Source organism: Dyadobacter sp. HNCC25DJ186 (assembly GCF_056895235.1).
The window spans coordinates 41,217-65,913 of sequence record NZ_JBXHAS010000005.1; the positions used below are offsets into that span (position 1 = coordinate 41,217).

The following is a 24,697-nucleotide window of genomic DNA, read 5'->3' on the forward strand; positions in this document are numbered from 1 at the left end:
CACGTACTGACAAAAATGAGATTACTTATTCTTCTTACCATCGCCTTTTGTATTCAATCATTCCCCAATTTCGCCCAGCAGCAAACTACTTACTGCAATCCGATGGATATTGATTACAAATACAACTTTGAACAGCTCAATGAAAAGATCTCTTACCGCTCGGGTGCGGATCCGGTTATTATAAACCATAAGTCAGAATATTTTCTTTTCGTAACAATTTCCGGAGGTTACTGGCACTCGAAAGATATGCTAAACTGGAAGTATATCACAGCAAACCGTTGGCCATTTGAAGATATGTGTGCTCCCGCTGCCGCTTCGGTCAACGACACTTTGTTTCTGTTTCAATCAACTTTTGAGTCGCGCCCGATCTTGTATTCAGTTGCTCCTGAAAAGGGAATCTGGGAATTTTACAACCGCTGGACACCGCGCTTACCCAAAGACATTGGCCCATGGGATCCAGCGTTTTTTCATGATCCGGAAACAAACCGGTGGTTCATGTATTGGGGCTCTTCAAACGTTTACCCAATTTTCGGCGCGGAACTGGACCATTCAAAAAAGCTGGCTTTTAAAGATCAGTATAAGGCGATGTTTTGGCTGAACCAATACGAACATGGCTGGGAACGTTTCGGTCCGAATCATTCAGATCCTTTCAAACCTTTCACAGAAGGTGCCTGGATGACGAAACATAAGGGAAAATACTATTTGCAATACGGCGCGCCGGGAACCGAATATAATGTTTATGCAAACGGGACCTATGTAGCGGATGATCCGCTTGGGCCGTTCACGTATGCGCCGTATAACCCGGTTTCCTACAAACCTGGTGGATTCGCCACTGGCGCAGGTCATGGCAATACATTTCAGGATAATTATGGAAATTACTGGAACACAGGCACTTCCTGGATTGGATTAAACTGGGCGATGGAAAGAAGAATTGTACAACATCCGGCCGGTTTTGACAAGGATGGACAAATGTTTGCGAATACCCGTTTCGGCGATTTTCCACATAAAATGACGACAAAAAAATGGGATGGAAAAGGTGATGAATTATTCACTGGCTGGATGTTACTTTCATATAAAAAACCGGTTACTGCTTCTTCCACGCTTGATACAATGTCAGCGTCAAAAATTACAGATGAAAATCCGCGAACTTTCTGGGCTGCGAAGCAAAATAAGGCCGGAGAAACATTAACGATAGATTTACAAAAAGAACAGGAAGTGAAAGCAATTCAGATCAATTATACGGATTACAAATCCAATATTTTCGATAACGATCCTGAAAAAGTCTACACACAGTTTAAGATCTTCACGTCAACGGATGGCAAAAAATGGAATCTTGCCACCGACCTGACCACTCAGCCAAAACGTGACCGTCCCTGTGCTTATATTGAATTATCCAAGCCGGTAAAAGCCCGCTACATCCGGTATGAACATGTTCACGTTGCTTCGCCGGTTTTGGCAATCAGCGAATTAAGAGTCTTTGGAAACGGATTTGATAAAATACCTTCCACACCGAAAAAACTAACGGCGATTAGACAGGGAGATCAGCGGAATGTGGATTTGACTTGGGAAAAAGTTGCGGGAGCGGTTGGCTATAATATCCTTTGGGGAATTGCTCCTGATAAACTATATCAAACTTACCAGTTCTGGAATGACGAGCCGAATAACTTCGAACTGCGCGCGCTGAATGTTGGTGTACGGTATTATTTTGCAATTGAAGCTTTTGATGAAAACGGAGTTTCTGCGCTTAGTGAGATCGTTAACATTAAGTGATTTTTTCATATTTTATTCAAAGTTTGCTTATATCAGTTATCCCTGCTGAGGTGCGAAACCTAAATGGTATATTTGATTTATATTAAAACAGACCAAGTTTCAGATAAGTAAAATTCATCACACGATCGATATGAGTAACATAAAACTATTCGAAGAAAAGAAAGTTCGCAGTCATTGGGATGCAGAGAAAGAGGTTTGGTATTTCGCTGTTGTAGATGTGATAGCAATATTGACAGACAGCCCCAATCCGCAAGTCTATTGGAGAGTAATGAAAAAAAGACTTAAAGATGAAGGAAACGAAACCGTTACAAATTGTAACGGTTTGAAAATGATATCGTCGGATGGCAAAATGCGTTTGACAGATGTTGCTGATACTGAACAACTTTTACGCATTATTCAATCAGTACCATCTCCAAAAGCTGAGCCTTTCAAACAGTGGCTCGCCAAAGTTGGGTACGAGAGAATGCAGGAAATTGCGAATCCGGAACAAAGCCTGGACCGCGCGAGGGAGAACTGGCAAAAGCTGGGACGAAGCGAAAAATGGATTCAGCAGAGAATGACGGGACAAGAAACCCGGAATAAATTAACAGATTACTGGAAAGATAGCGGTGTCGAGAAAAAAGATGAGTTCGCTTTATTAACCAATATCATTCATGAAGAGTGGACCGGGTTAACGGTTAAGAAGCATAAGGATCTGAAAGGTTTGAAAACTCAAAACCTTCGGGATCACATGAGTGAAGCTGAACTGATCTTCACCGCACTTGCCGAATTATCCACAAGACAAATTGCTGAAAGCGAAGAAGCGAAAGGCTTGAATGAAAATGCAAAAGCAAGCAAAAAAGGTGGCTCAGTAGCAAAAAATGCCCGAAAGGAACTGGAGGGTCAAACCCGGAAAAATGTAGTAACAGGGGAGAATTTTCTACCGCCGGCGAAAGCGCATCGTAAAATTGACTCAGAAAATAAGTAACCTAAAAATCAGATTCGGGTTTTTCCTCTTCTAAAAACACTATTCCTTCATAAACAGCAGAAACCGGCATCTTAAAATCCAGTAGGTCAAAAGATATATTAGATTCCGGCTTGTCAAAAGTCTGGTATGTCCAGATGCCTTCCTGCTCAGTTCTGGTGTAAAGTTCTACATAACATTCATATTGAGCAACGAGCATATAGTATTGCAGCGAAGGAATTTCCTGGTATTTTCTTAATTTAAATCCATGATCATAACTCGCCGAAGATTTTGACAAAACTTCTACCAAAATACTCGGATACCGAACGATATAAGTTCCATTAATATCTTCCGGGGCACAGGTTACAATGACATCAGGATAGGGATAATAAAAGTTTTTAATCGCTTCGACTTTTATGTTCTCTGCAAAAACATCACATCCCCGTTTCAGAAAAACCTTTTCAAAAAAACCGCGGACTCGACCGACGATTCTGTTGTGATTCATCGTAGTACCCGCCATAGCGAAGATTTCGCCATCATAATATTCGTGACGAGTTTCACTCTTTTCTTCCATTTCAAAATAATCTGCAACAGAATATTTCTTCTCAGATACTTGTACTTCCCCCATATCACGCATCGAAATTTATAATCACAAATTACGGCAAAATCAGAAGATTAGCAAAACGATTGACAACGAGACCCTTACTTTCTCCAAAGTAAAGAACTATCACCATAACTTAGAAAACGATAACCCTGGTCCATGGCTTCCTTGTAGATCCGCCTCCATTCTTCTCCAACCAAAGCAGCGACCAATAAGATGAGCGTGGAACCCGGCTGGTGATAGTTGGTTATTAGTCCTTTACAAAGTCTGAATGTGTAACCCGGGAAAATGAATATTTCTGTTTCTCCGACCACCTCGTCCAGCTTTTCCTTGTCCATGAAACTGGCAATCGCCGTCAGCGCTTCCTTTGCAGAAGGAAGTTCGTCTGCGTTAAAAGGATACGGATAAAGTTTTTCGATATTAAATTCAGTTGTTTTACCGCGGTATAATTTCACACCAAACCAGTATAAACTTTCAAGAGAACGAAGAGAAGTCGTTCCAACCGGAACAATATTTTCGGTACTTTTTAGGAGTTCGTTAATTAACTGGCGGGAGTATACAACCTGCTCAGCATGCATTTTGTGTTCAGTAACCGAATTTGCCTTGATCGGCTGAAAAGTTCCGGCGCCCACATGTAATGTCAGAAATGACCTGCGAACTCCCTTATCTGCTAACTGTTTAAAAACATTTTCAGTAAAGTGAAGACCAGCTGTCGGCGCAGCAACAGCTCCATTTTGGCGTGCGTAAACAGTTTGATAGGTTTTTTTATCGCCTTCCTCGGTATCTCTTTTTAAATAAGGTGGTAAAGGAATTTCTCCCAACGCCTGCACTATATCAAGAAACTGAATTTCCTGATCCCACCATAACTTGATGTAGTTTTTATCATAATCAGCATACCCAACCTGTAATTTGACTGGCTTTCCATGAACAACTAAATTTATTGAAAGCGTATCGGTAGGCTTAAAACGCTTTTTATTCCCGATCATACATTCCCATACGCAAGATCCTGTCACGAGCATTGCATCATTGATAATCCGGGTTGGCAATTCCGGATGAAGCAAAAGAATTTCAACAGTCGCGCCCGTTTCCTTTTGAAAATAGGCCCGGGCCGGAATTACTTTCGTATCATTGAAAACCAAAAGGGTATCTGCCGGCAAATTCTCAGTTAATCTTTCGAAGGTTTGATGCTCGATAACACCCTGATTATAGATCAGAAGCTTAGAACTGTCACGCGGATCGAGCGGATATCTTGCAATCCTGTCATCCGGCAGATCATAGTCGAACGACTCTATACGAAGAGATTCCGCCTTTTCCAGCCAATTATTTTCCATGCTTTTCTAGTAAGTATCTTCTTCTTTAGGAACTGGCGTTTTTAACAAGCGCAACGGAAGAAGAAAAATTAAGATCATCAGCGCCAAACCTACATAGGATACCCAGGCAAAATCGAAGACGGTAAGATTATACTGGCTGCTGTTGATGGTAGCCAATGCAAGAAGGCTCATCGCAATGACTGTATTAATAGACGAGACTACGGTATATAACCAGTTGATCAAATGTTCATTCAACTCTTCGCGATATGGAGCCCAGGCTTTTTTGTTCGGAATAGGTAAATGTGATGTATCGATTTTCGGAATTTGTCTTGCGAATGCTGAAAGAACAACATTATTTAGAACAAAAAACGCCATCACGATGTAAAACAAATGCTCTTTGTTAACATAAATTTCGGCAAGACCAGAAGCTGCAAAATCAAATGCAATTTGCTCAGGGAAAACCGAATAGGTCCAGACCAGTGCACCAAATACCATCAGCATTGAAAACCAACGCCATATTTTTATACTAAAAGTTCCAATTTTCATGAAATATCAATCCTCCTTATCTTTTCTAAATTCGCCATATTTTGGGTGCAAAATTAGGTCGGAGACTTTCTAAAACCTAATCGCAACAGGAGTATAATAAAAAGATTAAACGCAAAAGCTGCGGAGCGGGCGTAATATTTTGTAGCATTAACGATCATTTGCACAAATCGCAAGCGACATTGAACCAAAAATTTATCTTTCAATAAATAATAAATGAAAATTTACACCAAAACAGGCGACAAAGGCACAACTTCATTGATCGGAGGAACCCGTTTAAGCAAAGCGCACATTCGCATTGAGGCTTACGGAACCGTAGATGAACTGAACAGTTACATAGGCTTGCTCCGGGATCAGCCCGTAAATGAAAAACGTCGCGCGTTGCTGAAAGAAATTCAGGACAGATTATTTACCATAGGCTCTCATTTGGCTTCGGAACCTGAACAAACAAAAAAAATCCTTCCCGATTTATCCGAAGAAGACACCAAACTGCTGGAAACTTCTATGGATGAAATTGACGCGGTCGTGCCGCCACTCAAAGCTTTTGTCTTACCCGGGGGCCATCAGTCTGTATCGTTTGGGCATATCGCCCGTACCGTATGCCGCCGTGCCGAGCGGGGTGTTATCCATTTGCAAACCCAGGAAGAGGTGGAAGACAGTGTCGTTAAATACCTCAACCGGTTGTCTGATTATTTGTTTATGCTTTGTCGGGCAATGACTTACGAACTTGGCATTGAGGAAGTCACGTGGAAACCAAGGGTCAAGATAAAAAAATAATTGTTATACTAAACATATTCGTTTTGCAGATAATTTCATTAAATTGCGAGACTATATAAGAAATAAGAGAGTACTTAATATTCAGCATAAATTCCAGGCCTTATGACTGCCGACACATTGCAAATAGAGATCCAGCAAACGGAAAATTCACGTTTGAAAGAGGTTGATTTTAACAACCTTGTTTTTGGTCGGAACATTGCCGATCATATGTTCATCACTGAATATCGTGACGGTCAGTGGAACAACCCGCGCATCGTCCCTTATGGAGATCTTTCGCTCAGTCCTGCTACTGCTGCCTTACATTACGGTCAGGCGATTTTTGAAGGTATGAAAGCCTACAAAAGTGAAGAAGGCGAAACACTTCTTTTCCGCGCTATTGATAACTGGAAACGTCTTAACAAGTCGGCAGAACGGCTTTGCATGCCAACGATTCCGGAAGAAATTTTCATGAGCGGCCTGACGGAATTATTACGTCTGGATTCAGGATGGGTACCTTCTCAGGACGGATGTTCATTATATATCCGGCCTTATATGTTTGCTACTGACGCATATATCGGCGTGAAGCCTTCGGATACCTATACCTTTATCATTTTTACTTCTCCGGTGGGAACGTACTATGCGAAGCCGCCAAGAGTAAAAGTTGAAACGCATTTTATCCGTGCTGCCGAAGGTGGTGTTGGTGGAACAAAATGTGCCGGAAACTACGCTGGCTCCCTTTATCCTGCAAAACTTGCACAGCAAGATGGTTATGATCAATTGATCTGGACAGACGCACGTGAACATGCTTACATTGAAGAATCGGGGACGATGAACGTGATGTTTGTCATCGACGGAAAACTTGTTACGCCTTTTGTTTCTGATACAACGCTGGATGGTATCACACGTAAAAGTATCGTTGCGATCGCTCAGCATTGGAACATTCCTGTTGAAGAACGTAGAATTTCTGTGAAAGAAATTATTGAAGCACTAAAAGAAGGACGTTTGGAATCTGCTTTCGGAGCGGGAACTGCCGTTGTAGTTTCTCCGTTTGCAACCATCGCTTTCGAAGGTGTTGATTATGCGTTACCAGAATTGAAAGAAGATTCGTTTGTGAATAAAGTAAAAAATTATCTTACCGAAATACGTACCGGAAAAACAGAAGACGTTTTCGGCTGGACTTTGAAAGTTTAGTTTTTACAGATATTATTTGATAAAATGGACGGCAGTAATGTCGTCCATTTTTTTGTTCCTTTTCAAATTTCTGCGCGCTCTTTTTGAAATATTATTTCCGCGCAAGGCCCTGCCAAACTTCTCCACTCCGTAAAATCTTAAAATTTTACAATTTTCATTAAAATCCAGCCGACTGGCATTTCCAATTTCAATCGTTTTCAGTCTCATAAGCTACTCTAAATCTGGAAGATCCGCGCAAAATACCCAGCTAAAATCAACTCATAAAAGGTTGAATTTTCAATAAAAAGATCATACAAATAATGTATTAAACTTCAAAAAATGATATAATAGTATTATATCAAATATTATGACAGTTACTTTTATTTTAAACGAATTAAATACTCAAATAATACAATTAAATTCATTAGAATAATACAATAACAATACATATTGTAATTAAAGTGTAAAATATTGTTAACAATAAGTTTTTATTATTCAAGTATTGGATAAAATAGTATTATAGTATCGATCAGAAAAGTCTATTAATTTGTATTAAAAATTATAAACCAATTAAAGCGTCATAAGCATGTTTCAAAGATTACTTATGATCGTCTCTTTGATTCTGGGAAGTTGCCTGATGGCAATCGCCCAGAATCAAAATATAAACGGGACGGTCTCAGATGAAAAAGGAGAAGGACTACCTGGTGTAGGTGTGGTTATCAAAGGAACAACGATTGGTACCACAACAGATGTAGAAGGAAAATTCACTTTGGGTATCCCCGCTGATGCAAAAACGTTAGTATTAAGTTCAGTGGGAATGAAGTCTCTCGAAGTGGAGATCGGTGGAAAATCAACTTTCACAATTACAATGCTTTCAGACGAACGTGCGCTTGATGAGGTTGTGGTTGTAGGTTATGGAACAACAAGAAAAAGTGATATTACGGGAGCCGTTGCGTCGGTAAAAGCAGAGGCGATCACCAAAGTGGCCACTGTCAACCCGCTCCAAGCCATTCAGGGTCGCGTTCCGGGTGTGAACATTGTTAGTCAGTCAGGAGAGCCGGGAGCTGCGGTACGCGTACGTATTCGCGGTGTCGGCACGATCAACAATAGCGATCCTCTGTACGTTGTAGATGGTTTTCAAACCAGCGATATCAGCTTTTTAGCTCCTGGTGATATCTCTTCTATGGAAATTTTAAAGGATGCTTCCGCAACTGCAATCTACGGTTCCCGTGGAGCAAACGGAGTAATTCTGATTACAACAAAAAGAGGAAAAAGCGGAGAGCCTAAGATTTCTTTTGATACTTACGCAGGTGTTCAGAAAGCATGGAATAAAGTAGACGTGCTGGATGCAAGCCAATATGCGACTTTACGTTTGGAATCATACGCCAACGATGGTACAGTACTTCCAACCAACGAGCCGTTGTACCAGACATTGAACGCATTTAAAAACGGAACAGACAAAGGAACCAACTGGCAGGACGAAGTTATGCAGACTGGCAAGGTTCAAAATTACAGCCTTAATATTATGGGCGGTAATGACAAACACCGTTACAGCGTAACAGGGACTTATTTTGGACAGGAAGGTATCGTAAAAAACTCGCCTCTGAAAAAATTCTTTCTTCGTTTCAACAATGACTTTTATGTAACAAAATGGCTTGACGCCGGTATTTCAGCGGCTTATGCCAACACGGATAAAACGCAGTATACAGGTGGTCAGTATGGTGGTGTATTAACGAGTGCGTTATCAATTTCCCCTTTGGCAAAAGCATGGGATCCCGCGACAAATTTTTATGGAACCCGTCCTGTGCCGGAAGGTGGATCTTACAACCCGCTTCGTATTGTTGATGAATATAAAAACAACAAAGCCTACGAAACGCTGGTGAACTCCAACTTCTTTTTGGATGCTAAAATTATTCCTGGTCTGACTTTCCGCACACAATTCGGGGTTAACTGGAAAACGACGCATGCAAAAAGATATTTGCCGCAATATTATCTTGCAAACGATGATCAGCGTCAGCACAGCACATTGCGTGAAGGAAGAGGTGAGCAACTGGGCTGGGTTTGGACAAATTACCTGACCTATGCAAAAACAATTGGCAAACACAGCTTTACTGCCATGGCTGGTTTCGAAGCACAGCGCACAACATACAGCGACATGTTCCTGACTGTTCTGGATGTGCCTAATGACAAATCTCAGTGGTATCTGACAGCGACAAAAGGTACTGATTATTTAGTCGAAGCAACACAGTCTGACGAATCGTTGCAATCGTACTTCGGTCGTCTTAATTACAACTTCAACGAAAAATTCCTTTTGACAGCAACGTTGCGCAGAGATGGATCTTCACGTTTCCTTCCTGACAATCGCTGGGGAACTTTTCCTTCTTTCGCAGCTGGTTATAACCTTGCAGAAGAATCGTTTATCAAGAGCATTCCTGCGATCAGCCAGTTGAAACTTCGCGCGGGATGGGGACAGGTTGGTAATCAGAACAGTGCTGCCAATTATGGTTATGCAACAACCGTTTCAGGTAACAATATGTACGTCTTTGGAGATCAGGCTGTTCAGGGATTTGCGCCAACAACAGCAAGTAATCCTGATTTGAAATGGGAAACAACAACCAGTTCAAACTTCGGTGTGGACGCCGGTTTCTTCAACAACCGTCTTTCATTAACGGCTGATTACTTTATAAAGGATACTAAAAATATGATTGTTCGTGTTCCAATCCCTGTATTTGCAGGTGTGGGACCTCCGTACGTAAACGCGGGAAGCATGAGCAATAAGGGTATTGAACTTGCGCTGAATTATAGAAGCCAGATCAAGGATTTCACCTATGACATCGGTTTCAACGTTTCCAAAATCACGAACCAGGTTGTTGACCTTGGCGGTGGAGAACCAATCGCAGGCGGCGACATCAACGGACTTGGACAAACAACCCGTACAGAAGTTGGACGTGAAATCGCGGTTTATTACGGATTAAAAACAGACGGAATTTTCAGAACTCAGGCCGATCTTGATGCTTATACAAGAGAAGGCGTTGCAATTCAGCCGAACGCAAAACCTGGTGATGTCAAGTTTGTCGATTTGAATAACGATGGCGTCATTGATAACGATGACCGAACCTATCTTGGTAGCGCTACGCCAAATCTTTCTTATGGTTTTAATGCAAGTCTTGGTTACAAAAGTTTCGATTTCAGTTTCTTCTTTCAAGGTGTAACAGGTGTTGAACTTGTGAATGGTCTGGGTCACTGGCAAAACAATGCGAACGGAATGTTTAACTCTGTAGCAAGCCGTATGGACCGCTGGACTCCTGATAATATCAATACAGACCAGCCTCGTATGACACAGCTGAACCCAAACAACAACGACCAATTCAGCGATCGTTTTGTGAGCAGTGGAGACTACATGCGCCTTCGCAACCTGACACTGGGTTATACTTTACCAAAAGGTGTTTTGCAAAAACTACACATCAGCAATGTCAGAGTATATGTTGCTGCTGATAACCTGTTGACTTTCACTAAATACAAAGGAATGGATCCTGAAATCGGTGAGTTCAACAACAATCCATTGAACTTCGGTGTAGACCTTGGAGCATATCCACAGCCTCGCGTAGGAAGAATCGGACTAAGCGTAAACTTTTAAAAAAACCAGTTAACGCGATTTTACACGGGCAACCGACAATCGCTGTAAACTAATTCCATAAAATATTTCGAAAAATGAAAAAATATAGATTTCCGGCACTTTTGATATCAGCTTTTATGCTGTTGCAGGGTTGCAGTGACTTTCTGGATAAAGAACCGCTGGGGCGTGAAACAGACACCAATTATTTCTCTGATTCAACCAATACGCTTCTGGCTATCAATGCAGTTTATGACGTGTCTTCTTACGACGAAGGCAGTGACGGACTTGGCAATTATCTTCCGCATAACTACGAGTGGATGTGGGGAGATGTATTGTCTGATGACGCTGAAAAAGGAAGCACGCCAAGTGACTTTTTAGATATTCAATATCTGAAAGAATGGAGAGCATTGCCGACCAACACGCCGGTTGTAGGTGTTTGGGGTAATCTTTGGATCGGTATCTATCGTGCAAACTGGGTGTTGAAAAACATCGAAACTGCGCCGATCAGTAATACCTTGAAAACACGTGTTGCTGGTGAAGCCCATTTCCTGCGTGCTTATTACTACTTCTATCTGGCGCGTCTTTTTGGTGGAATGCCGTTATTTTCTGAGCCTGTAAAAACAACAGAATATTCGACTACGCAGCGTGCTTCATTGCCTGAAACGTATGCATTCATCGAAAAAGATCTGGAACAGGCAATCGCTGCACTTCCTGAAAAAGCGCAATACAGTGCTTCAGACCTTGGCCGTGCGACCAAAGGCGCTGCCCGCGGTTACCTTGCCCGTGTGATCATGTACCAACTTGGTATGGACAATACGAACAACCATACCTGGAAACAGGTCCTTGATCTGACCAACGCCGTTACGCAGTCCGGACAATATGGTCTGACAGCCAATTATGCATCAATTTTTGATGAAGTAAGCGAGAACAATACAGAATCCATTTTTGAAATTCAGGCAAAAGAATCAGGACAGACCTGGGGGCCGATCAAAACGGGTGTGACAAACAACGTAATTCAAAATAACCGTTCAACATGGGGATGGGGTTTCAACAATCCTACCACAAGTCTGGTTAACGAATTTGAAGTAAATGATCCGCGCAGAGCGATGACGGTTTACGGAAACGGAGATATCCTTTTTGGTGTGAGACAAACCGTAGCGTTCCCGGCTGAAAACATGACCGGTTACCTTAACCGTAAAGCTGCGATCGTTCAGCCAGCACAATCATCCGCATCTGGCCAGAATATTCGCCGCATGCGTTATGCTGAAATATTGCTAATGAAAGCAGAAGCTGCTGCCCAAACTGGCGACGAAGCAACAGCCCGCGCCGCAGTAAACGAGGTCCGCGCAAGAGCTCGTAAATCTACTTTACCACTAGGATCAGTCGTTGGAGGTTCTACTTACGAACCAACAAATATACCGGCAACAGCGCTTCCTGATCTTACAAGTTCAGTTACTGGTTCAGCCTTGATGACCGCCATTTTACACGAACGCCGTGTTGAGCTGGGTATGGAATCTCTGCGTTTGTGGGATCAGATACGCACCGGAACTTACATGAGCTCACTATCAGCTGATGTGAGAGCACGTGCACAGGCACGCTCGATTGCAGGTTCGGTTAATCCAATTCCGGTTTTACCAATTCCTTTGAACGAAGTGCAGACATGGGGTTTACAACAAAATCCAGGATATTAGTCTCTGGGCAAATTTCGCTGTAAACTATTCTGTCATATAAAAATTACCCCTTCCTCCATAATAATGACTCCGTAAGTGTTGCCTGTTTGTAGAAATTCAGGTGGCTCCTGCGGAGTCATTAAACTTTAATACTTATAAATAAATTGTTATACATTCAACCGTTAAATTAAAAACAACGAAATCCTGTCTGAATTATAAACAATTAGTAAGTATCATGTCCTTATTCAAATCACCGTTTCCCTATTTCTTGTCATTCTCAATAATCTTATCCGCTATCACCTTTTCGACTGCGCAGATAGATAAAAATGCTACACAAGCAACAAAAAACCTTTATATAGGATTAAAAAGAAGTGCTTTGCAGGGTGTTATTTTTGGTCAGCAGGATGCGCTTGCTTATGGATTGAAAGCAGACAAGAGCCGGTGGGTCGGTGATGAAGATCGGTCAGATATAAAAACAGTTTCAGGAGAACATCCTGGTTTGGTTGGATATGATCTGGGGCATATCGAGCTGGACAGTGCCAATAATCTTGATGGTGTTCCATTTGCAAGAATCAAGGCTGATATCCGGAAAAACTATGAACGCGGCGGCGTTAATACCATCAGCTGGCATCCCAATAACCCTGTCGATTTTTCAAAAACAAGCTGGGATAAAGCAGATTTTACGATCAGGAAGATTTTATCCGATGAAAAAAACAAGAAAAATTTCGAAAAAACGCTGGATAAATTAGCTGACTTTTTTCTGTCATTAAAAGGACCCAAAGGTGAGCTGATCCCTGTAATTTTCCGTCCCTATCACGAACATACCGGAAGCTGGTTCTGGTGGGGTGCTGATTATTGCACACCTCAGGAATACAAACAATTCTGGACGTTTACCGTTGAATACCTGCAAAAAACAAGAAAAGTAAACAATCTGCTGATCGCCTACTCCACAGATAATTTTAGAAATAAGGAACATTATCTGGAACGTTATCCGGGCGACGACCTGGTTGATATTTTAGGCTTTGATACCTACCACAGAAATCCTCCGAAAAGTGATTCCGCTTTTATTTCCAACGCAACGAGAATGGTGGCAACCATACGGGAACTTGGGAAACCGAGCGGCAAACCTTTCGCTATTACTGAAACAGGTCTGGAACAACTGACAGAAGCCAACTGGTGGACAAGAATTGTGCAGCCCATTATCCAAAATTCGGGACTAAGTTATATGCTCGTCTGGCGAAACGGACGCCCGGATCACTACTATGCGCCGTTTGAAGGAAACGATACCGTTGAAGATTTTAAGAAATTACAGCAGTCAGGAAATATTTTATTAGAGAAAAAGGTCGCCAGTGAAAATTTATATGGGAAACAAACCGGGAAATAATCAACGTTTATATTAATTTTTTCGAAAGATGAAAATACAACTCGTTGACTTCCTGGTTATAATAGCCTATCTCCTGCTTGTCACCGTTATTGGATTAGTACTAAAAAAACAAGCCGGACGCAGTAAAAACGATTATCTGCTCGGAGGAAAATCCATGCCTTACTGGATGCTGGGTGTTTCCAATGCTTCGGGAATGTTCGATATTTCCGGAACTGCGTGGATGGTTGCAATTATGTTTATTTATGGTGTTAAAAGTATATGGCTTCCCTGGCTGTGGCCTGTTTTCAACCAGATTTTCATGATGGTCTATTTATCCATCTGGCTTCGCAGATCCAATGTTTCTACCGGTGCCGAATGGATGTTGACACGTTTCGGAAACAAGGCTGATGCGCAGCTATCCCATAAAATCATTATTGCTTTCGCTTTATTAAGTTGCCTGGGTTTTATGGCTTATGGTTTTATCGGTCTTGGGAAATTTATAGAAATATTTATTCCCTGGCCAGTTCTTCAGCCATTTGTTCCGTTCACAATTGCTGCTGAATACGTTGCGCATACTTATGGTATCATTTTCACCTTATTCACCGTTTTTTACTCGCTTCTCGGCGGGATGAAAAGTATTGTTTGGGCAGATCTGATCCATTACGTCATCATGGTTTTTGTATCCTTTGCCATTGCCATTATTGCCATGCAGGCACTTGCAGATTATGGAAGCCTACCAGTTCCGACTGGCTGGTCCGATTTGTTTTTTGGTAAAAATCTGGACCTCAACTGGACAGGCTATATCGACGAAGTAAATGAAAAAATCAGCTCAGATGGCTTCAACCCTTTCGGATATTTTTTCGCGTTGATGACTGCAAAAGGTATCTTATCAAGTCTGGCCGGGCCTGCTCCGAATTACGATATGCAGAAAATTCTATCTACAAAATCTCCTCGTGAGGCAGCGTTGATGAGCATGATCGTCAACGTGGTTTTATTGCCGACGCGTTATTTACTCATTATTGGTATTGCAGTTTTAGGTTTAATTTTCTACAAAGACATCAACATTTCCTCACCGAATGGCCAGGATTTTGAGCGGATCCTTCCGGCTGTTTTGAATGCATATATTCCATCCGGACTGCTCGGACTTGTTCTCGTTGGGCTGATGGGCGCCTTTATGGGAACCTTTGCCGGAACGTTCAACGCCGCGCAGGCCTATATGGTGAATGATATTTACCTGAAATCATTCAATCCGAACGCCAGCAATACGCAGATTAAAAAAATGAACTATCTGACAGGTCTGGTTGTGGTCACGATCAGTATCACCCTTGGTTTCTTTGCAAAAGATGTCAATAGTATACTGCAATGGATCGTCTCAGCATTATATGGCGGTTACATCGCAGCCAACGTTTTAAAATGGCACTGGTGGCGATTCAATAGCAACGGATTCTTCTGGGGAATGTTTGCAGGAATTCTCTCAGCGATGATCCTGCCCTACATCTTTCCCGGCACCGTTCCGCTCTATTACTTCCCAATCATCCTGCTCCTTTCTGCGCTCGGATGTATTTTAGGCTCATTCTTGACGCCGGCGACTGATCCGGAAGTTTTAAAGAAGTTTTACAAAAATGTAAAACCATGGGGTTTTTGGGGGCCTGTCCACGAAGCGATAGTCAAAGAAGACCCGAATTTTCTTGCTAATGGAAATTTCAAAATGGATATGTTCAATGTACTGGTCGGTACGATCGGACAAACTTCGATTACTGCGCTGCCCGTATTTGCAGTATTGATGATGCCTCTGGAAACGGGTATTACGGCTGTGGTCCTTGGTGCGTGCATTATTATCCTCTGGAAAACGTGGTACAAAAAGCTTCCAACCAATTAAGTCATAAGGAAACAACTCATTGTAAATCAGCAAATATTTAAAGTATGTCGGATTTCACAAAACGCCTAACACAACTACAGCAAGAGCATAGGGAATTGCTCGAACGTAAAAATTATGCAGTATGGCCTGGAAACGGAATTTATGATCGTTACACACATCCGGTTCTCACCGCTGCACACGTCCCGGTTTTTTGGGAATACGACTTAAATCCTGAAACGAATCCATTTTTAATGAAACGTTTTGAGATTAACGCGGCTTTCAACGCAGGAGCAATCAAACATGATGGAAAATATCTGGTCGTCGCCCGGGTCGAGGGTGCTGATCGTAAATCTTTTTTTGCTGTCGCAGAAAGTCTGAATGGTGTAGACAATTTCAAATTCTGGAATCATCCGATCGTAATGCCGGAAACTGATGTCCCCGATGGAAATGTTTATGATATGCGTCTGACAAAACATGAAGACGGATTTATTTATGGACTTTTCTGCACAGAGCGCAAAGATCCGAATGCAAAACCGGGTGATGAGTGTTCGGCTGTCGCCCAATGCGGGATTGCCCGTACAACTGATTTAAAAACATGGGTACGTTTGCCGGATCTGGTCACCCCATCGCCGCAACAGCGCAACGTTGTGCTCCATCCTGAATTTGTAAATGGAAAATATGCTTTTTACACCCGTCCGCAAGATGGTTTTATTGAAGCTGGTACCGGCGGCGGTATCGGTTTTGGATATTCTGAAACGATTGATAAGGCAGTTATTGAAAAAGAATTTATCGTTGATCAAAAGCAGTACCACACGGTCTACGAAGTAAAAAACGGACAAGGCCCTGCGCCAATAAAAACAGATAAGGGCTGGCTTCACCTGGCTCACGGTGTTAGAAATACGGCTGCCGGCCTGCGTTACGTTTTATATATGTTCATGACCGATTTATATGATCCTGCCAAAGTAATTTATAAGCCCGCAGGTTATTTTATCGCGCCCCAGGGAGAAGAAAGAATTGGTGATGTATCTAACGTAACCTTTTCAAACGGATGGATTTTGGACGATGACGGAACTGTATTTATTTATTATGCGTCATCGGATACGCGTCTTCATGTAGCGACGTCGTCCGTTAAAAAATTGCTGGACTATGTCGTCAATACACCGGCGGATAGTTTTCGCTCAGCTGCCTCGGTGGAAGTTTTAATGGGTTTAATCAATAAAAATCTGTCTCACGCAGGTCATTCCGTTTCCATCTGATGTTAGAAAAACTACCTCAATTCAGGACTGAAATTGAAAATGAGTTACATTCAATTTTGGACTTTTGGAGCAAAAACGCAGTCGATATCCCCCAGGGTGGTTTCGTAGGAAAAGTTGATAATGACGGAACTGTACACCCGGAGGCTGAAAAAGGCTGTGTATTAAATGCCAGAATCCTGTGGACTTTCGCCGCTGCGTTTAACAAGTTCAGCAATCCTGATCATCTTAAATTAGCGGAACGTGCTTATGAATATATCAGGGACCATTTTCGTGATCAGCAAAATGGCGGCGTTTTTTGGTCGGTTGACGGAACCGGAAAACCTGTGAATACCAGAAAGCAGATTTACGGATTAGCATTTACAATTTATGGACTGAGTGAATTTTACCAGACTAATAAAAAGCAGGAGGTTCTGGATTTTGCGATCGAGCTTTTTGATTTGATTGAAAAACATAGTTTCGATCAAAAGAGTGGCGGTTATTTTGAAGCCTTTACAGAAAACTGGCAGCCTCTGGAAGACTCACGTCTCAGCGAAAAGGACCGCAACGATCCAAAAACGATGAACACACATTTGCACGTGATAGAAGCCTACGTTAATTTATATCGCGTTTGGCATGAAAAACGTGTCGCCGACAAAATTGAACACCTGCTCGAAATTTTTGAAAACCATATTATCGATCCCGACAGCTTCCACTTACAATTATTTTTCGACAAAAACTGGAAAAGTCAGTCCAAAGCCATTTCTTATGGCCACGATATCGAAGCAGCATGGCTTTTGTATGAAGCTGCGGAAGTTTTAGATGATCAATTTCTTGTCTCAAAGTGGGAAGAAATAGCAATCAAAATATCGGATGCTGCGGCGAAAGGCTTTATGCCCGACGGAAGTCTGATTCATGAATACAACCTTGAAACACATCACCCTGATACGCATCGGGAGTGGTGGGTTTCGGCAGAAGCCATGGTTGGATATTTGAATACCTATCAGATTACAGACGACGAAAGTTACTTAAAAAGGGTTTTCGGCCTCTGGTCATTTATTCAAAAACACTTACTTGATAAGGATAAAGGGGAATGGTTTTGGGGCGTTTGGGATGACTATTCTAAAATGGAAGAAGATAAGATCGGTTTTTGGAAATGTCCTTACCACAACGCGAGGGCATGTATGGAAATTCTCAGGCGGATATAGACCTGATACCACGAAAAAAAGGCAGCGAAAACTGCTTTTTTTATGCTCGCACCGATTTGTAATCGGGGCGTTTATGGTTTAGCGTTTGCAACGCGAATACTACATAAAATTTACCATACACGCGTTACAAACGCTAAACCAGGCAACACCGATTGCAAATCGGTGTTAGCGGTGCAAATCGGTGCTAGCGTTATCGGTCTTCGTAGTTTGCTGATAGAAAATGTGTCATTCTTTGATAAAATAACATTATGTCTTTACTCTTTTCAAATAGTACATTTGATTTAAAATTTTTGATTATACCCACATTCCTGGCAGGCGCATGTAACTCTACGTATAATTAATTTAAATTTTTTATTAAAGATCATTTATTGTAAAACACAAAAACTGTATGCAAAAAAATCTACTAGTTTTGACACTCTTCTTATGCACCCTTCTCGTCAACCTCAGTTATGCTCAGGAAATGACCGTCACAGGAAAGGTGAATGAAGAAAGAGGCAGCGAAGTTGCCGGCGTGAATGTCGTTCTGAAAGGAACAAACCGGGGCACTACTACAAACGACAAAGGAGAATTCAGCATTCAGGCTGAAAAAGGGAAAGTTTTAATTTTCAGTTTTATTGGATATAACTCCAAAGAAGTAACAGTCAACGCATCGATTTTGGATGTGGCACTGACACCTGAGGCAACTGCCCTTAACGAGGTCGTAGTGACGGCCCTGGGAATCAAAAAGGAGAAGAAGGCGCTTGGATATGCGGTCTCCGAAATTAAAGGAGAAGAGCTTACCGTGGCCCGCACACCCAATATGGCAAACTCGCTGGCAGGTAAAGTAGCGGGATTGAATATCACGGGCACTGCGACCGGCCCGGCTGGTTCTACAAGAATAACATTACGCGGAAACGGTTCGATATCAGGAAATAATCAGCCATTAATTGTTGTGGACGGGATCCCGATCAACAACGAAAATCTTGGACAGGCCGGGATGTGGGGCGGTGCTGACCAGGGTGATGGAATTTCCAGTCTGAACCCGGATGAAATCGAAAACATTAGTGTTTTAAAAGGGGCAACGGCAGCAGCACTTTATGGGTCAAGGGCTTCCAATGGTGCTATTTTGGTTACTACCAAAGGCGGAAAAATGGAAAAAGGGATCGGCCTGGAAGTAAACAGCAACTACTTGGCGGAAGACCTGTTAATCAAGGACTTCAAGGATTACCAGTATGAGTATGGCATGGGTAACAATGGACTTAAACCAACTACTGTCAATGAAGCATTAACTTCAAACAGCTGGGGCGCAAAACTTGACGGCTCCAATGTGATACAGTTTGATGGTGTTTCCCGCCCATATTCGGCGCAGCGCGATAACCTGAGCAAATTTTACCAGATTGGAAGTACGTTCACGAACAGTGTCGCCTTTTCTGGTGCGGCGGCGACAAGCACCTACCGTTTTTCCATGAATAATATGGATAACAAAGGCGTAATGCCCAACAACACGTTGCACAGAAATAACTTTGCCCTGAATGTCAATTCAAATCTTGGCAAAAAACTAAGCATACTGACAAACATCAAGTATGTGTATGAAAAGACCAAAAACAGACCCAGATTATCTGATTCGCCAGGTAATGCAAACTATGCGATTTATTCACTGGCCTCTTCCATGGATGTGGAAACTTTCAAGGACACCAAATACGATGCGGCCGGAAATGAAAAAGTCTGGTCGGACAATGTATATGTTACAAATCCGTACTTCGCAGCATACGACTTCCAGAATAATGACCAGAAAAACCGTGTAATCGGTGCTATTGAACCGAAATTTGACATCTTGGACTGGCTTTTTGTAAAAGGAAGACTTGGTATAGATTATTTTAATTATCGTTATCGCGCGATCGAACCTTATGGAACTGCCTACAAAGTTCTAGGTTCTTACACGTCAAACCAGCGGGAATTCATGGAAAGAAACATGGATTTAATGGTGGGAATTGACAAAAAATTCGGAGACAAAATTGGCTTCAACCTTCTCGTAGGAGGAAACCAGATGAGAAACGTTAATCGATTGACAAACCTTGGTGGAAATAACTTTAACATCCCGTTCTTTTACGACATTTCGAACATTGACCCGGCAGCAAGAAGTTCGAGCGAAAATTACATTGAACGGCGTATTAATTCCCTTTATGGATCGGGCGAGTTTTCTTTCAACAACTACCTGTTCGTAACGGCAACCGCCAGGAATGACTGGTTCTCAACCTTAGCTTCTGGTTATAACAGTATCTTATATCCCTCGTTTGGAGCGAGTTTCGTAGTTTCAGAAGCGATCCAAATGCCTGCTGCAGTTAATTATTTCAAAGTAAGATCTTCCTGGGCACAGGCTGGAGGCGCGACGGATCCCTACAAATTATTACTGACGTACGCTTTATCCGGTGCTCACAATGGTGCTCCTTTGGCTCAAATTAATAACACTGAAATCCCGAATAGTTTGTTGCAGCCGCTAACTTCAACAACATTCGAAGCTGGTCTGGAAGCGCGATTGTTCAATAATCGCGTGAGTGCGGATATTGCCTATTACACAAGAAAGACCACAAATGATATTGTCAATGCCACAGTATCTTACACGTCCGGTTATAACGCGGCTGTGTTTAATGTTGGAGAAATTTCAAATAAGGGTATTGAGTTATTATTAAATGTAGAAGCACTTAGAAAGAATTCTTTTTCATGGAATGCTTCCTTTAACTTGGCATACAATAAAAGCGAAGTGATTAACCTCTACAATGACTTACAGACATTAAGGGTAGATGAAAACAGAACCAGGACTGCCTACGTACATCAGGACGTTGGCCTGCCATACAGCCAGGTAAAGGGTTTCGATTTCAAACGTGACGATCAGGGACGTGTTGTTTATGATGCACAAGGGTATCCACTTCAGGGAAATCTTATGAGTTATGGTTCAGGAGTTTCTCCATGGACCTTAGGTTTCACAAACTCCTTCCGATATAAGGGTGTAGGTTTAAGTTTCCTCGTTGATGGCAAATTCGGTGGAAAAATATTCTCTGGAACCAATGCCCTTGGATATCGTCGTGGAAATCTAAAAGAAACATTACCGGGACGGGACGGTGGGCTAATTGGTGACGGTGTTAATGAAAACGGTGAAGCAAATACGGTTCGTGTTGAAGCCCAACCTTACTACGACAGAATCGCAAACAACATTGCAACACCCTTTGTATACAGTTCTGATTTTATCAAACTGCGTCAGGTGATCATTGATTATGCGATTCCATCAAAATATCTGGGATCAAAGTCGCCATTCAAAGCGATTTCTGTATCATTAACAGGACGTAATCTTTGGATTATCCACAAGAAAACGCCCAATATTGATCCTGAATCCAACTACAACAGTTCAAATGCGCAGGGTCTCGAATTTTACAGTGCACCCCCGACACGCAGTATGGGTGTTAACTTAAACCTGAAATTCTAAAACCCTACGATCAACATTTAAAAGGATATGATTATGAAATATAAAATATTTGTTTTGCTGGGTCTGATGACTTTATTAGGATCTTGCACCAAAGACTTTGAGGAAGTCAATGTCAACCCCAATGCACCCGCGGAGGTTCCTCTTGACTATTTATTAAGTCAATCTGCCTTGTTACTCGCCGGATCCGCCGGAGATCCGGGATACAAATCCTGGCGTGCGAATTTTATTTATGCCGGCTGTATTATGCAGCAAATGGCATCGGTTGAAGTAGGTTTTTATCGCGGTACAGTTTATACTTTTCAGGGCGATTTAAGTGCTGCTTATTTTGAAAGCTCATACCCGAACTCGATCAAAAATCTCGTTAACCTGATAGATCTGGCAAGCAAAGATGCCAAAGACGTGAATATCTTGTCGATGGCGAGAATATTGCGCGTGGTCGAAACGTCTTTTTTAACTGACTTATATGGCGACGTCCCGTATTCAGAAGCGGGAAAAGGGTTTATTAGTAAAATAAATTCGCCGAAGTATGATCCACAGCAAGCCATTTATATGGACATGCTTAAAGAACTCGATGAAGCCAGTAAGGCATTTAACCCTTCTTCCTATAAACCCACAACAGCTGATTTCGTCTACGGCGGTGATCTTGACAAATGGAAAAAAGGAGCAAATTCATTGATGTTGAGAATTGCGATGCGGATGCAAAAAGCGGATGCTAACAATGCACAGGCCTGGGCGAAAAAGGCGATTGATGCAGGTATAATGTCCAGTAATGATGACAGTTTCACCATCAAAATGGATAAAACGGGTGCAGGAAATAACTCAAATGCGAATTCCTGGAACCTGGGAGCGGGAAGAAAAATTGCAGATGGGAATAATATCCAGTGGGCAAAAACTTTTATTGATATGATGAAAGCCAGAAAAGACCCACGACTTCCGGTCGTGGCAGCCTTGAAAAACGGGGACCGGTCAGTTGACAAACAAATCGGTATTCCCAGCGGAACGGATGCCACAGCATTGACCAGCCTTCCGGAGAAAAATCTGGATAATTATTCACGCGCTGCTCCTAACATGTATGTTTTGAGTAACCCCTATTTTATCATGACCTATGCTGAGTCTCAATTATTAAAAACAGAAGCAATTGAACGCGGGTGGGCGACTGGTGACGCAAAAGCAGCCTTCGATGCCGGCCAGATGGCAGCAATACTGCAATTGAACGCATACGGAGGTACATTGACCGATGCGGATGCAAAAGCGTATTCAGCAGCCAATCCATATCCATCAGGGTCGCTGGATTCAAAATTGGAAGCAATCCAAACAGAAAACTGGCTGATAAATGGTTCCGTTTTAAACCACATGGAAGCCTGGGCCGATTGGAGAAGAACCGGATTCCCGAAGCTGATTCCTGTAAATTATCCGGGAAATGAAACAAACGGACAAATTCCCCGCCGTCTCCGGTATCCGCAAAGCGAGGTCGGTGTTAACGATAATATCACCGAAGCCATCAGTCGGCAGGGCGGTGATACCTTCATGACGAAAATTTGGTGGGACAAATAAATTACCATTAAAAAAGTTATTGAAAGATGCCCCGAATTAAAGGGGCATCTTTTTGCTTTTTATTCTAATTTTGAGTTTGTACCGGACCATAACCAAACTTATCAAATATGCTTGATGTATTTCCAGCTTCCACCGACAAAGCTGTTGTTTTTGAAAACGTTCAGAAGTTTATTGACGAACAGGGTTTTTCCGTTGTAGCCAAAGATCACTCCCGGCCTTGGGGAGGTTTTTTTGTCCTTGACGAAAGCCAGGCGCCGCAGTTTATCAAAACTTTTTTCCCACATCTTTCGCTGGAAGATTTTGCAGGATATGAAAAACTGAGCCCGAAAATATTAGTTGTTGCACCAGAGAAACGTCTTTCGTGGCAATACCACCACCGCCGCGCCGAAATCTGGAAAGTAATTGGAGGAAACGCAGGGATCGTGATCAGCGATACGGACGAAGAAACCGAGATGAAACAATTGCCAATCGGAACCGTAATAAGCCTTAACCAGGGGGAGCGTCACCGCCTGATCGGCGTTGACGAATGGGGTGTAGTTGCTGAAATCTGGCAACATACTGATCCTTCTAATCCTTCTGATGAAGACGATATTGTTCGGGTTCAGGACGATTTTGGAAGATAGTTTAAAGAAACAAATACAAGTGCCATGGTTTTTTGTTTTACCATGGCACTTCTTTTTTATACTATGAGGCCCAAGGTTCTATACTTTGGATTATTTATTTTATTTAAAATCCAGATACCCATCGACCAGCCATGAAATTCGGAAAAATTGAGGACCCACAAAATGTCGAGTTCAAACTTCCGCCCGACAGTCCGGAAAACGGAAATATCTTGAAGGGCGTGAAAGGCAAACCCGATATTTATATCGGTTGTGCCAAATGGAATAAATCTGACTTAAAGAATTTTTATCCAAAAGGCACAAAAGACGAACTTGCTTATTATGCCACACAGTTCAACAGCATCGAATTAAATGCAACTTTTTACAACAATTTTCCACTTGAAACCATTGACAGCTGGCATACCAAAACGCCGGAGGGATTTCGATTTTTCCCGAAACTTCATCAGGGAATAAGTCATTGGAAAAGGCTGAAAGATGCTGATCAACCAACAAGTGTTTATCTAGACCACATTTCTCATCTGGAAGAAAAACTGGGTATGCTGTTTTTGCAATTGCCAGTTAATTTTGGTCCAAAAAATTGGGAAGTATTAAGAGATTATCTGGAAATTTGGCCGTCCGGTTTTCCTTTAGCCCTTGAATTAAGACATACAGGCTGGTATGACGGTTCGTGGGACAACGGCGACTTGTATGCGCAGCTTGAAAAGAAAAATATCACACATATCATAACGGACACTGCCGGTCGGCGCGATTTGTTGCATATGCGATTAACCACACCAACGGCATTTATCCGTTACAACGGCGCCAATGTTGACTCGGATTATACACGACTGAATGACTGGATGGACCGTTTAAAACTTTGGGTGGATCAGGGGATCGAAAATATTTACTTCTTCGTTCACCAAAATCATGAAGAGGCCTCTCCCCTTTTGTCGGCTTATCTCATTGAAAAAGTAAACAAGGAATTCGGAACTGATATTAAAATTCCGGAAACGCCTGGCGGTTCAGGGAAAAAGAGTAATTAGG

At 42.2% G+C, this 24,697-nt stretch carries 18 protein-coding genes; 14 read left to right on the plus strand and 4 right to left on the minus strand.

The annotated features are described in order from the left end of the window. Window positions 1-15 precede the first annotated feature (15 nt). Window positions 16-1,770, plus strand: a complete 1,755-nt coding sequence (locus tag AC1XUO_RS16150) for a discoidin domain-containing protein (RefSeq protein ID WP_483330803.1) — start codon at window positions 16-18, stop codon at window positions 1,768-1,770. Window positions 1,771-1,900: 130 nt separating this feature from the next. Next, complete coding sequence (locus tag AC1XUO_RS16155; RefSeq protein ID WP_483330804.1) at window positions 1,901-2,737, plus strand: BRO-N domain-containing protein; 837 nt, start codon at window positions 1,901-1,903, stop codon at window positions 2,735-2,737. Window position 2,738: 1 nt separating this feature from the next. On the opposite strand, the gene AC1XUO_RS16160 is transcribed toward AC1XUO_RS16155, so the two are convergent. The 3 genes from AC1XUO_RS16160 to AC1XUO_RS16170 all read right to left on the minus strand — a co-directional run bounded on the left by AC1XUO_RS16160 (window position 2,739) and on the right by AC1XUO_RS16170 (window position 5,170). Further along, window positions 2,739-3,341, minus strand: coding sequence for a Uma2 family endonuclease (locus AC1XUO_RS16160; protein ID WP_483330805.1), 603 nt, complete (start codon window positions 3,339-3,341; stop codon window positions 2,739-2,741). A 74-nt stretch (window positions 3,342-3,415) separates the two neighbouring features. Then, on the minus strand, window positions 3,416-4,645 hold the full coding sequence (locus AC1XUO_RS16165) for an S-adenosylmethionine:tRNA ribosyltransferase-isomerase (RefSeq protein ID WP_483330806.1): 1,230 nt from the start codon (window positions 4,643-4,645) through the stop codon (window positions 3,416-3,418). A 6-nt stretch (window positions 4,646-4,651) separates the two neighbouring features. After that, window positions 4,652-5,170 (minus strand): hypothetical protein, encoded by a 519-nt coding sequence (locus tag AC1XUO_RS16170; RefSeq protein WP_483330807.1) that lies wholly within the window; start codon window positions 5,168-5,170, stop codon window positions 4,652-4,654. Between the two features lie 213 nt (window positions 5,171-5,383). On the opposite strand from AC1XUO_RS16170, the gene AC1XUO_RS16175 reads away from it, so the two are divergent. Both AC1XUO_RS16175 and AC1XUO_RS16180 read left to right on the plus strand, forming a co-directional pair. Further along, on the plus strand, window positions 5,384-5,944 hold the full coding sequence (locus tag AC1XUO_RS16175) for a cob(I)yrinic acid a,c-diamide adenosyltransferase (RefSeq protein ID WP_483330808.1): 561 nt from the start codon (window positions 5,384-5,386) through the stop codon (window positions 5,942-5,944). Window positions 5,945-6,046: 102 nt separating this feature from the next. Further along, window positions 6,047-7,114: a branched-chain amino acid aminotransferase gene (locus tag AC1XUO_RS16180; protein WP_483330809.1), complete on the plus strand. Its 1,068-nt coding sequence runs from the start codon at window positions 6,047-6,049 to the stop codon at window positions 7,112-7,114. Window positions 7,115-7,126: 12 nt separating this feature from the next. Here AC1XUO_RS16180 and AC1XUO_RS16185 read toward each other — a convergent pair whose 3' ends face one another. After that, window positions 7,127-7,321: a hypothetical protein gene (locus AC1XUO_RS16185; protein WP_483330810.1), complete on the minus strand. Its 195-nt coding sequence runs from the start codon at window positions 7,319-7,321 to the stop codon at window positions 7,127-7,129. 358 nt (window positions 7,322-7,679) lie between these two features. On the opposite strand from AC1XUO_RS16185, the gene AC1XUO_RS16190 reads away from it, so the two are divergent. The 10 genes from AC1XUO_RS16190 to AC1XUO_RS16235 all read left to right on the plus strand — a co-directional run bounded on the left by AC1XUO_RS16190 (window position 7,680) and on the right by AC1XUO_RS16235 (window position 24,696). Continuing rightward, a complete protein-coding gene (locus AC1XUO_RS16190) occupies window positions 7,680-10,730 on the plus strand; it encodes a SusC/RagA family TonB-linked outer membrane protein (protein WP_483330811.1) in 3,051 nt (1,016 codons plus the stop codon). Between the two features lie 74 nt (window positions 10,731-10,804). Then, window positions 10,805-12,400 (plus strand): RagB/SusD family nutrient uptake outer membrane protein, encoded by a 1,596-nt coding sequence (locus tag AC1XUO_RS16195; protein WP_483330812.1) that lies wholly within the window; start codon window positions 10,805-10,807, stop codon window positions 12,398-12,400. A gap of 214 nt (window positions 12,401-12,614) precedes the next feature. Next, window positions 12,615-13,763 (plus strand): glycoside hydrolase family 26 protein, encoded by a 1,149-nt coding sequence (locus tag AC1XUO_RS16200; RefSeq protein ID WP_483330813.1) that lies wholly within the window; start codon window positions 12,615-12,617, stop codon window positions 13,761-13,763. 28 nt (window positions 13,764-13,791) lie between these two features. After that, window positions 13,792-15,621 (plus strand): sodium:solute symporter family protein, encoded by a 1,830-nt coding sequence (locus AC1XUO_RS16205; RefSeq protein ID WP_483330814.1) that lies wholly within the window; start codon window positions 13,792-13,794, stop codon window positions 15,619-15,621. A gap of 44 nt (window positions 15,622-15,665) precedes the next feature. Further along, window positions 15,666-16,856, plus strand: a complete 1,191-nt coding sequence (locus AC1XUO_RS16210; protein ID WP_483330815.1) for a glycoside hydrolase family 130 protein — start codon at window positions 15,666-15,668, stop codon at window positions 16,854-16,856. Then, window positions 16,856-18,040, plus strand: coding sequence for an AGE family epimerase/isomerase (locus tag AC1XUO_RS16215; RefSeq protein WP_483330816.1), 1,185 nt, complete (start codon window positions 16,856-16,858; stop codon window positions 18,038-18,040). Before AC1XUO_RS16210 ends, AC1XUO_RS16215 begins: the two co-directional genes overlap by 1 nt. A 388-nt stretch (window positions 18,041-18,428) precedes the next feature. Then, window positions 18,429-21,500 carry a SusC/RagA family TonB-linked outer membrane protein gene (locus AC1XUO_RS16220; RefSeq protein ID WP_483330817.1) on the plus strand — a complete coding sequence of 1,024 codons (3,072 nt, stop codon included), beginning with the start codon at window positions 18,429-18,431 and terminating at the stop codon, window positions 21,498-21,500. A gap of 33 nt (window positions 21,501-21,533) precedes the next feature. Further along, window positions 21,534-23,054, plus strand: coding sequence for a SusD/RagB family nutrient-binding outer membrane lipoprotein (locus tag AC1XUO_RS16225; protein ID WP_483330818.1), 1,521 nt, complete (start codon window positions 21,534-21,536; stop codon window positions 23,052-23,054). A gap of 107 nt (window positions 23,055-23,161) precedes the next feature. After that, complete coding sequence (locus AC1XUO_RS16230; protein WP_483330819.1) at window positions 23,162-23,677, plus strand: cupin domain-containing protein; 516 nt, start codon at window positions 23,162-23,164, stop codon at window positions 23,675-23,677. Between the two features lie 131 nt (window positions 23,678-23,808). Further along, window positions 23,809-24,696: a DUF72 domain-containing protein gene (locus AC1XUO_RS16235; RefSeq protein ID WP_483330820.1), complete on the plus strand. Its 888-nt coding sequence runs from the start codon at window positions 23,809-23,811 to the stop codon at window positions 24,694-24,696. The last annotated feature ends 1 nt before the right edge of the window (window position 24,697 follow it).

What these genes read in the sequence shown, in the direction of transcription:
- AC1XUO_RS16150 (WP_483330803.1), top strand. Translation starts at nt 16, where the DNA reads ATGAGATTACTTATTCTTCTTACCATCGCCTTTTGTATTCAATCATTC.
- AC1XUO_RS16155 (WP_483330804.1), top strand. Translation starts at nt 1,901, where the DNA reads ATGAGTAACATAAAACTATTCGAAGAAAAGAAAGTTCGCAGTCATTGG.
- AC1XUO_RS16160 (WP_483330805.1), bottom strand. Translation starts at nt 3,341, where the DNA reads ATGGGGGAAGTACAAGTATCTGAGAAGAAATATTCTGTTGCAGATTAT.
- AC1XUO_RS16165 (WP_483330806.1), bottom strand. Translation starts at nt 4,645, where the DNA reads ATGGAAAATAATTGGCTGGAAAAGGCGGAATCTCTTCGTATAGAGTCG.
- AC1XUO_RS16170 (WP_483330807.1), bottom strand. Translation starts at nt 5,170, where the DNA reads ATGAAAATTGGAACTTTTAGTATAAAAATATGGCGTTGGTTTTCAATG.
- AC1XUO_RS16175 (WP_483330808.1), top strand. Translation starts at nt 5,384, where the DNA reads ATGAAAATTTACACCAAAACAGGCGACAAAGGCACAACTTCATTGATC.
- AC1XUO_RS16180 (WP_483330809.1), top strand. Translation starts at nt 6,047, where the DNA reads ATGACTGCCGACACATTGCAAATAGAGATCCAGCAAACGGAAAATTCA.
- AC1XUO_RS16185 (WP_483330810.1), bottom strand. Translation starts at nt 7,321, where the DNA reads ATGAGACTGAAAACGATTGAAATTGGAAATGCCAGTCGGCTGGATTTT.
- AC1XUO_RS16190 (WP_483330811.1), top strand. Translation starts at nt 7,680, where the DNA reads ATGTTTCAAAGATTACTTATGATCGTCTCTTTGATTCTGGGAAGTTGC.
- AC1XUO_RS16195 (WP_483330812.1), top strand. Translation starts at nt 10,805, where the DNA reads ATGAAAAAATATAGATTTCCGGCACTTTTGATATCAGCTTTTATGCTG.
- AC1XUO_RS16200 (WP_483330813.1), top strand. Translation starts at nt 12,615, where the DNA reads ATGTCCTTATTCAAATCACCGTTTCCCTATTTCTTGTCATTCTCAATA.
- AC1XUO_RS16205 (WP_483330814.1), top strand. Translation starts at nt 13,792, where the DNA reads ATGAAAATACAACTCGTTGACTTCCTGGTTATAATAGCCTATCTCCTG.
- AC1XUO_RS16210 (WP_483330815.1), top strand. Translation starts at nt 15,666, where the DNA reads ATGTCGGATTTCACAAAACGCCTAACACAACTACAGCAAGAGCATAGG.
- AC1XUO_RS16215 (WP_483330816.1), top strand. Translation starts at nt 16,856, where the DNA reads ATGTTAGAAAAACTACCTCAATTCAGGACTGAAATTGAAAATGAGTTA.
- AC1XUO_RS16220 (WP_483330817.1), top strand. Translation starts at nt 18,429, where the DNA reads ATGCAAAAAAATCTACTAGTTTTGACACTCTTCTTATGCACCCTTCTC.
- AC1XUO_RS16225 (WP_483330818.1), top strand. Translation starts at nt 21,534, where the DNA reads ATGAAATATAAAATATTTGTTTTGCTGGGTCTGATGACTTTATTAGGA.
- AC1XUO_RS16230 (WP_483330819.1), top strand. Translation starts at nt 23,162, where the DNA reads ATGCTTGATGTATTTCCAGCTTCCACCGACAAAGCTGTTGTTTTTGAA.
- AC1XUO_RS16235 (WP_483330820.1), top strand. Translation starts at nt 23,809, where the DNA reads ATGAAATTCGGAAAAATTGAGGACCCACAAAATGTCGAGTTCAAACTT.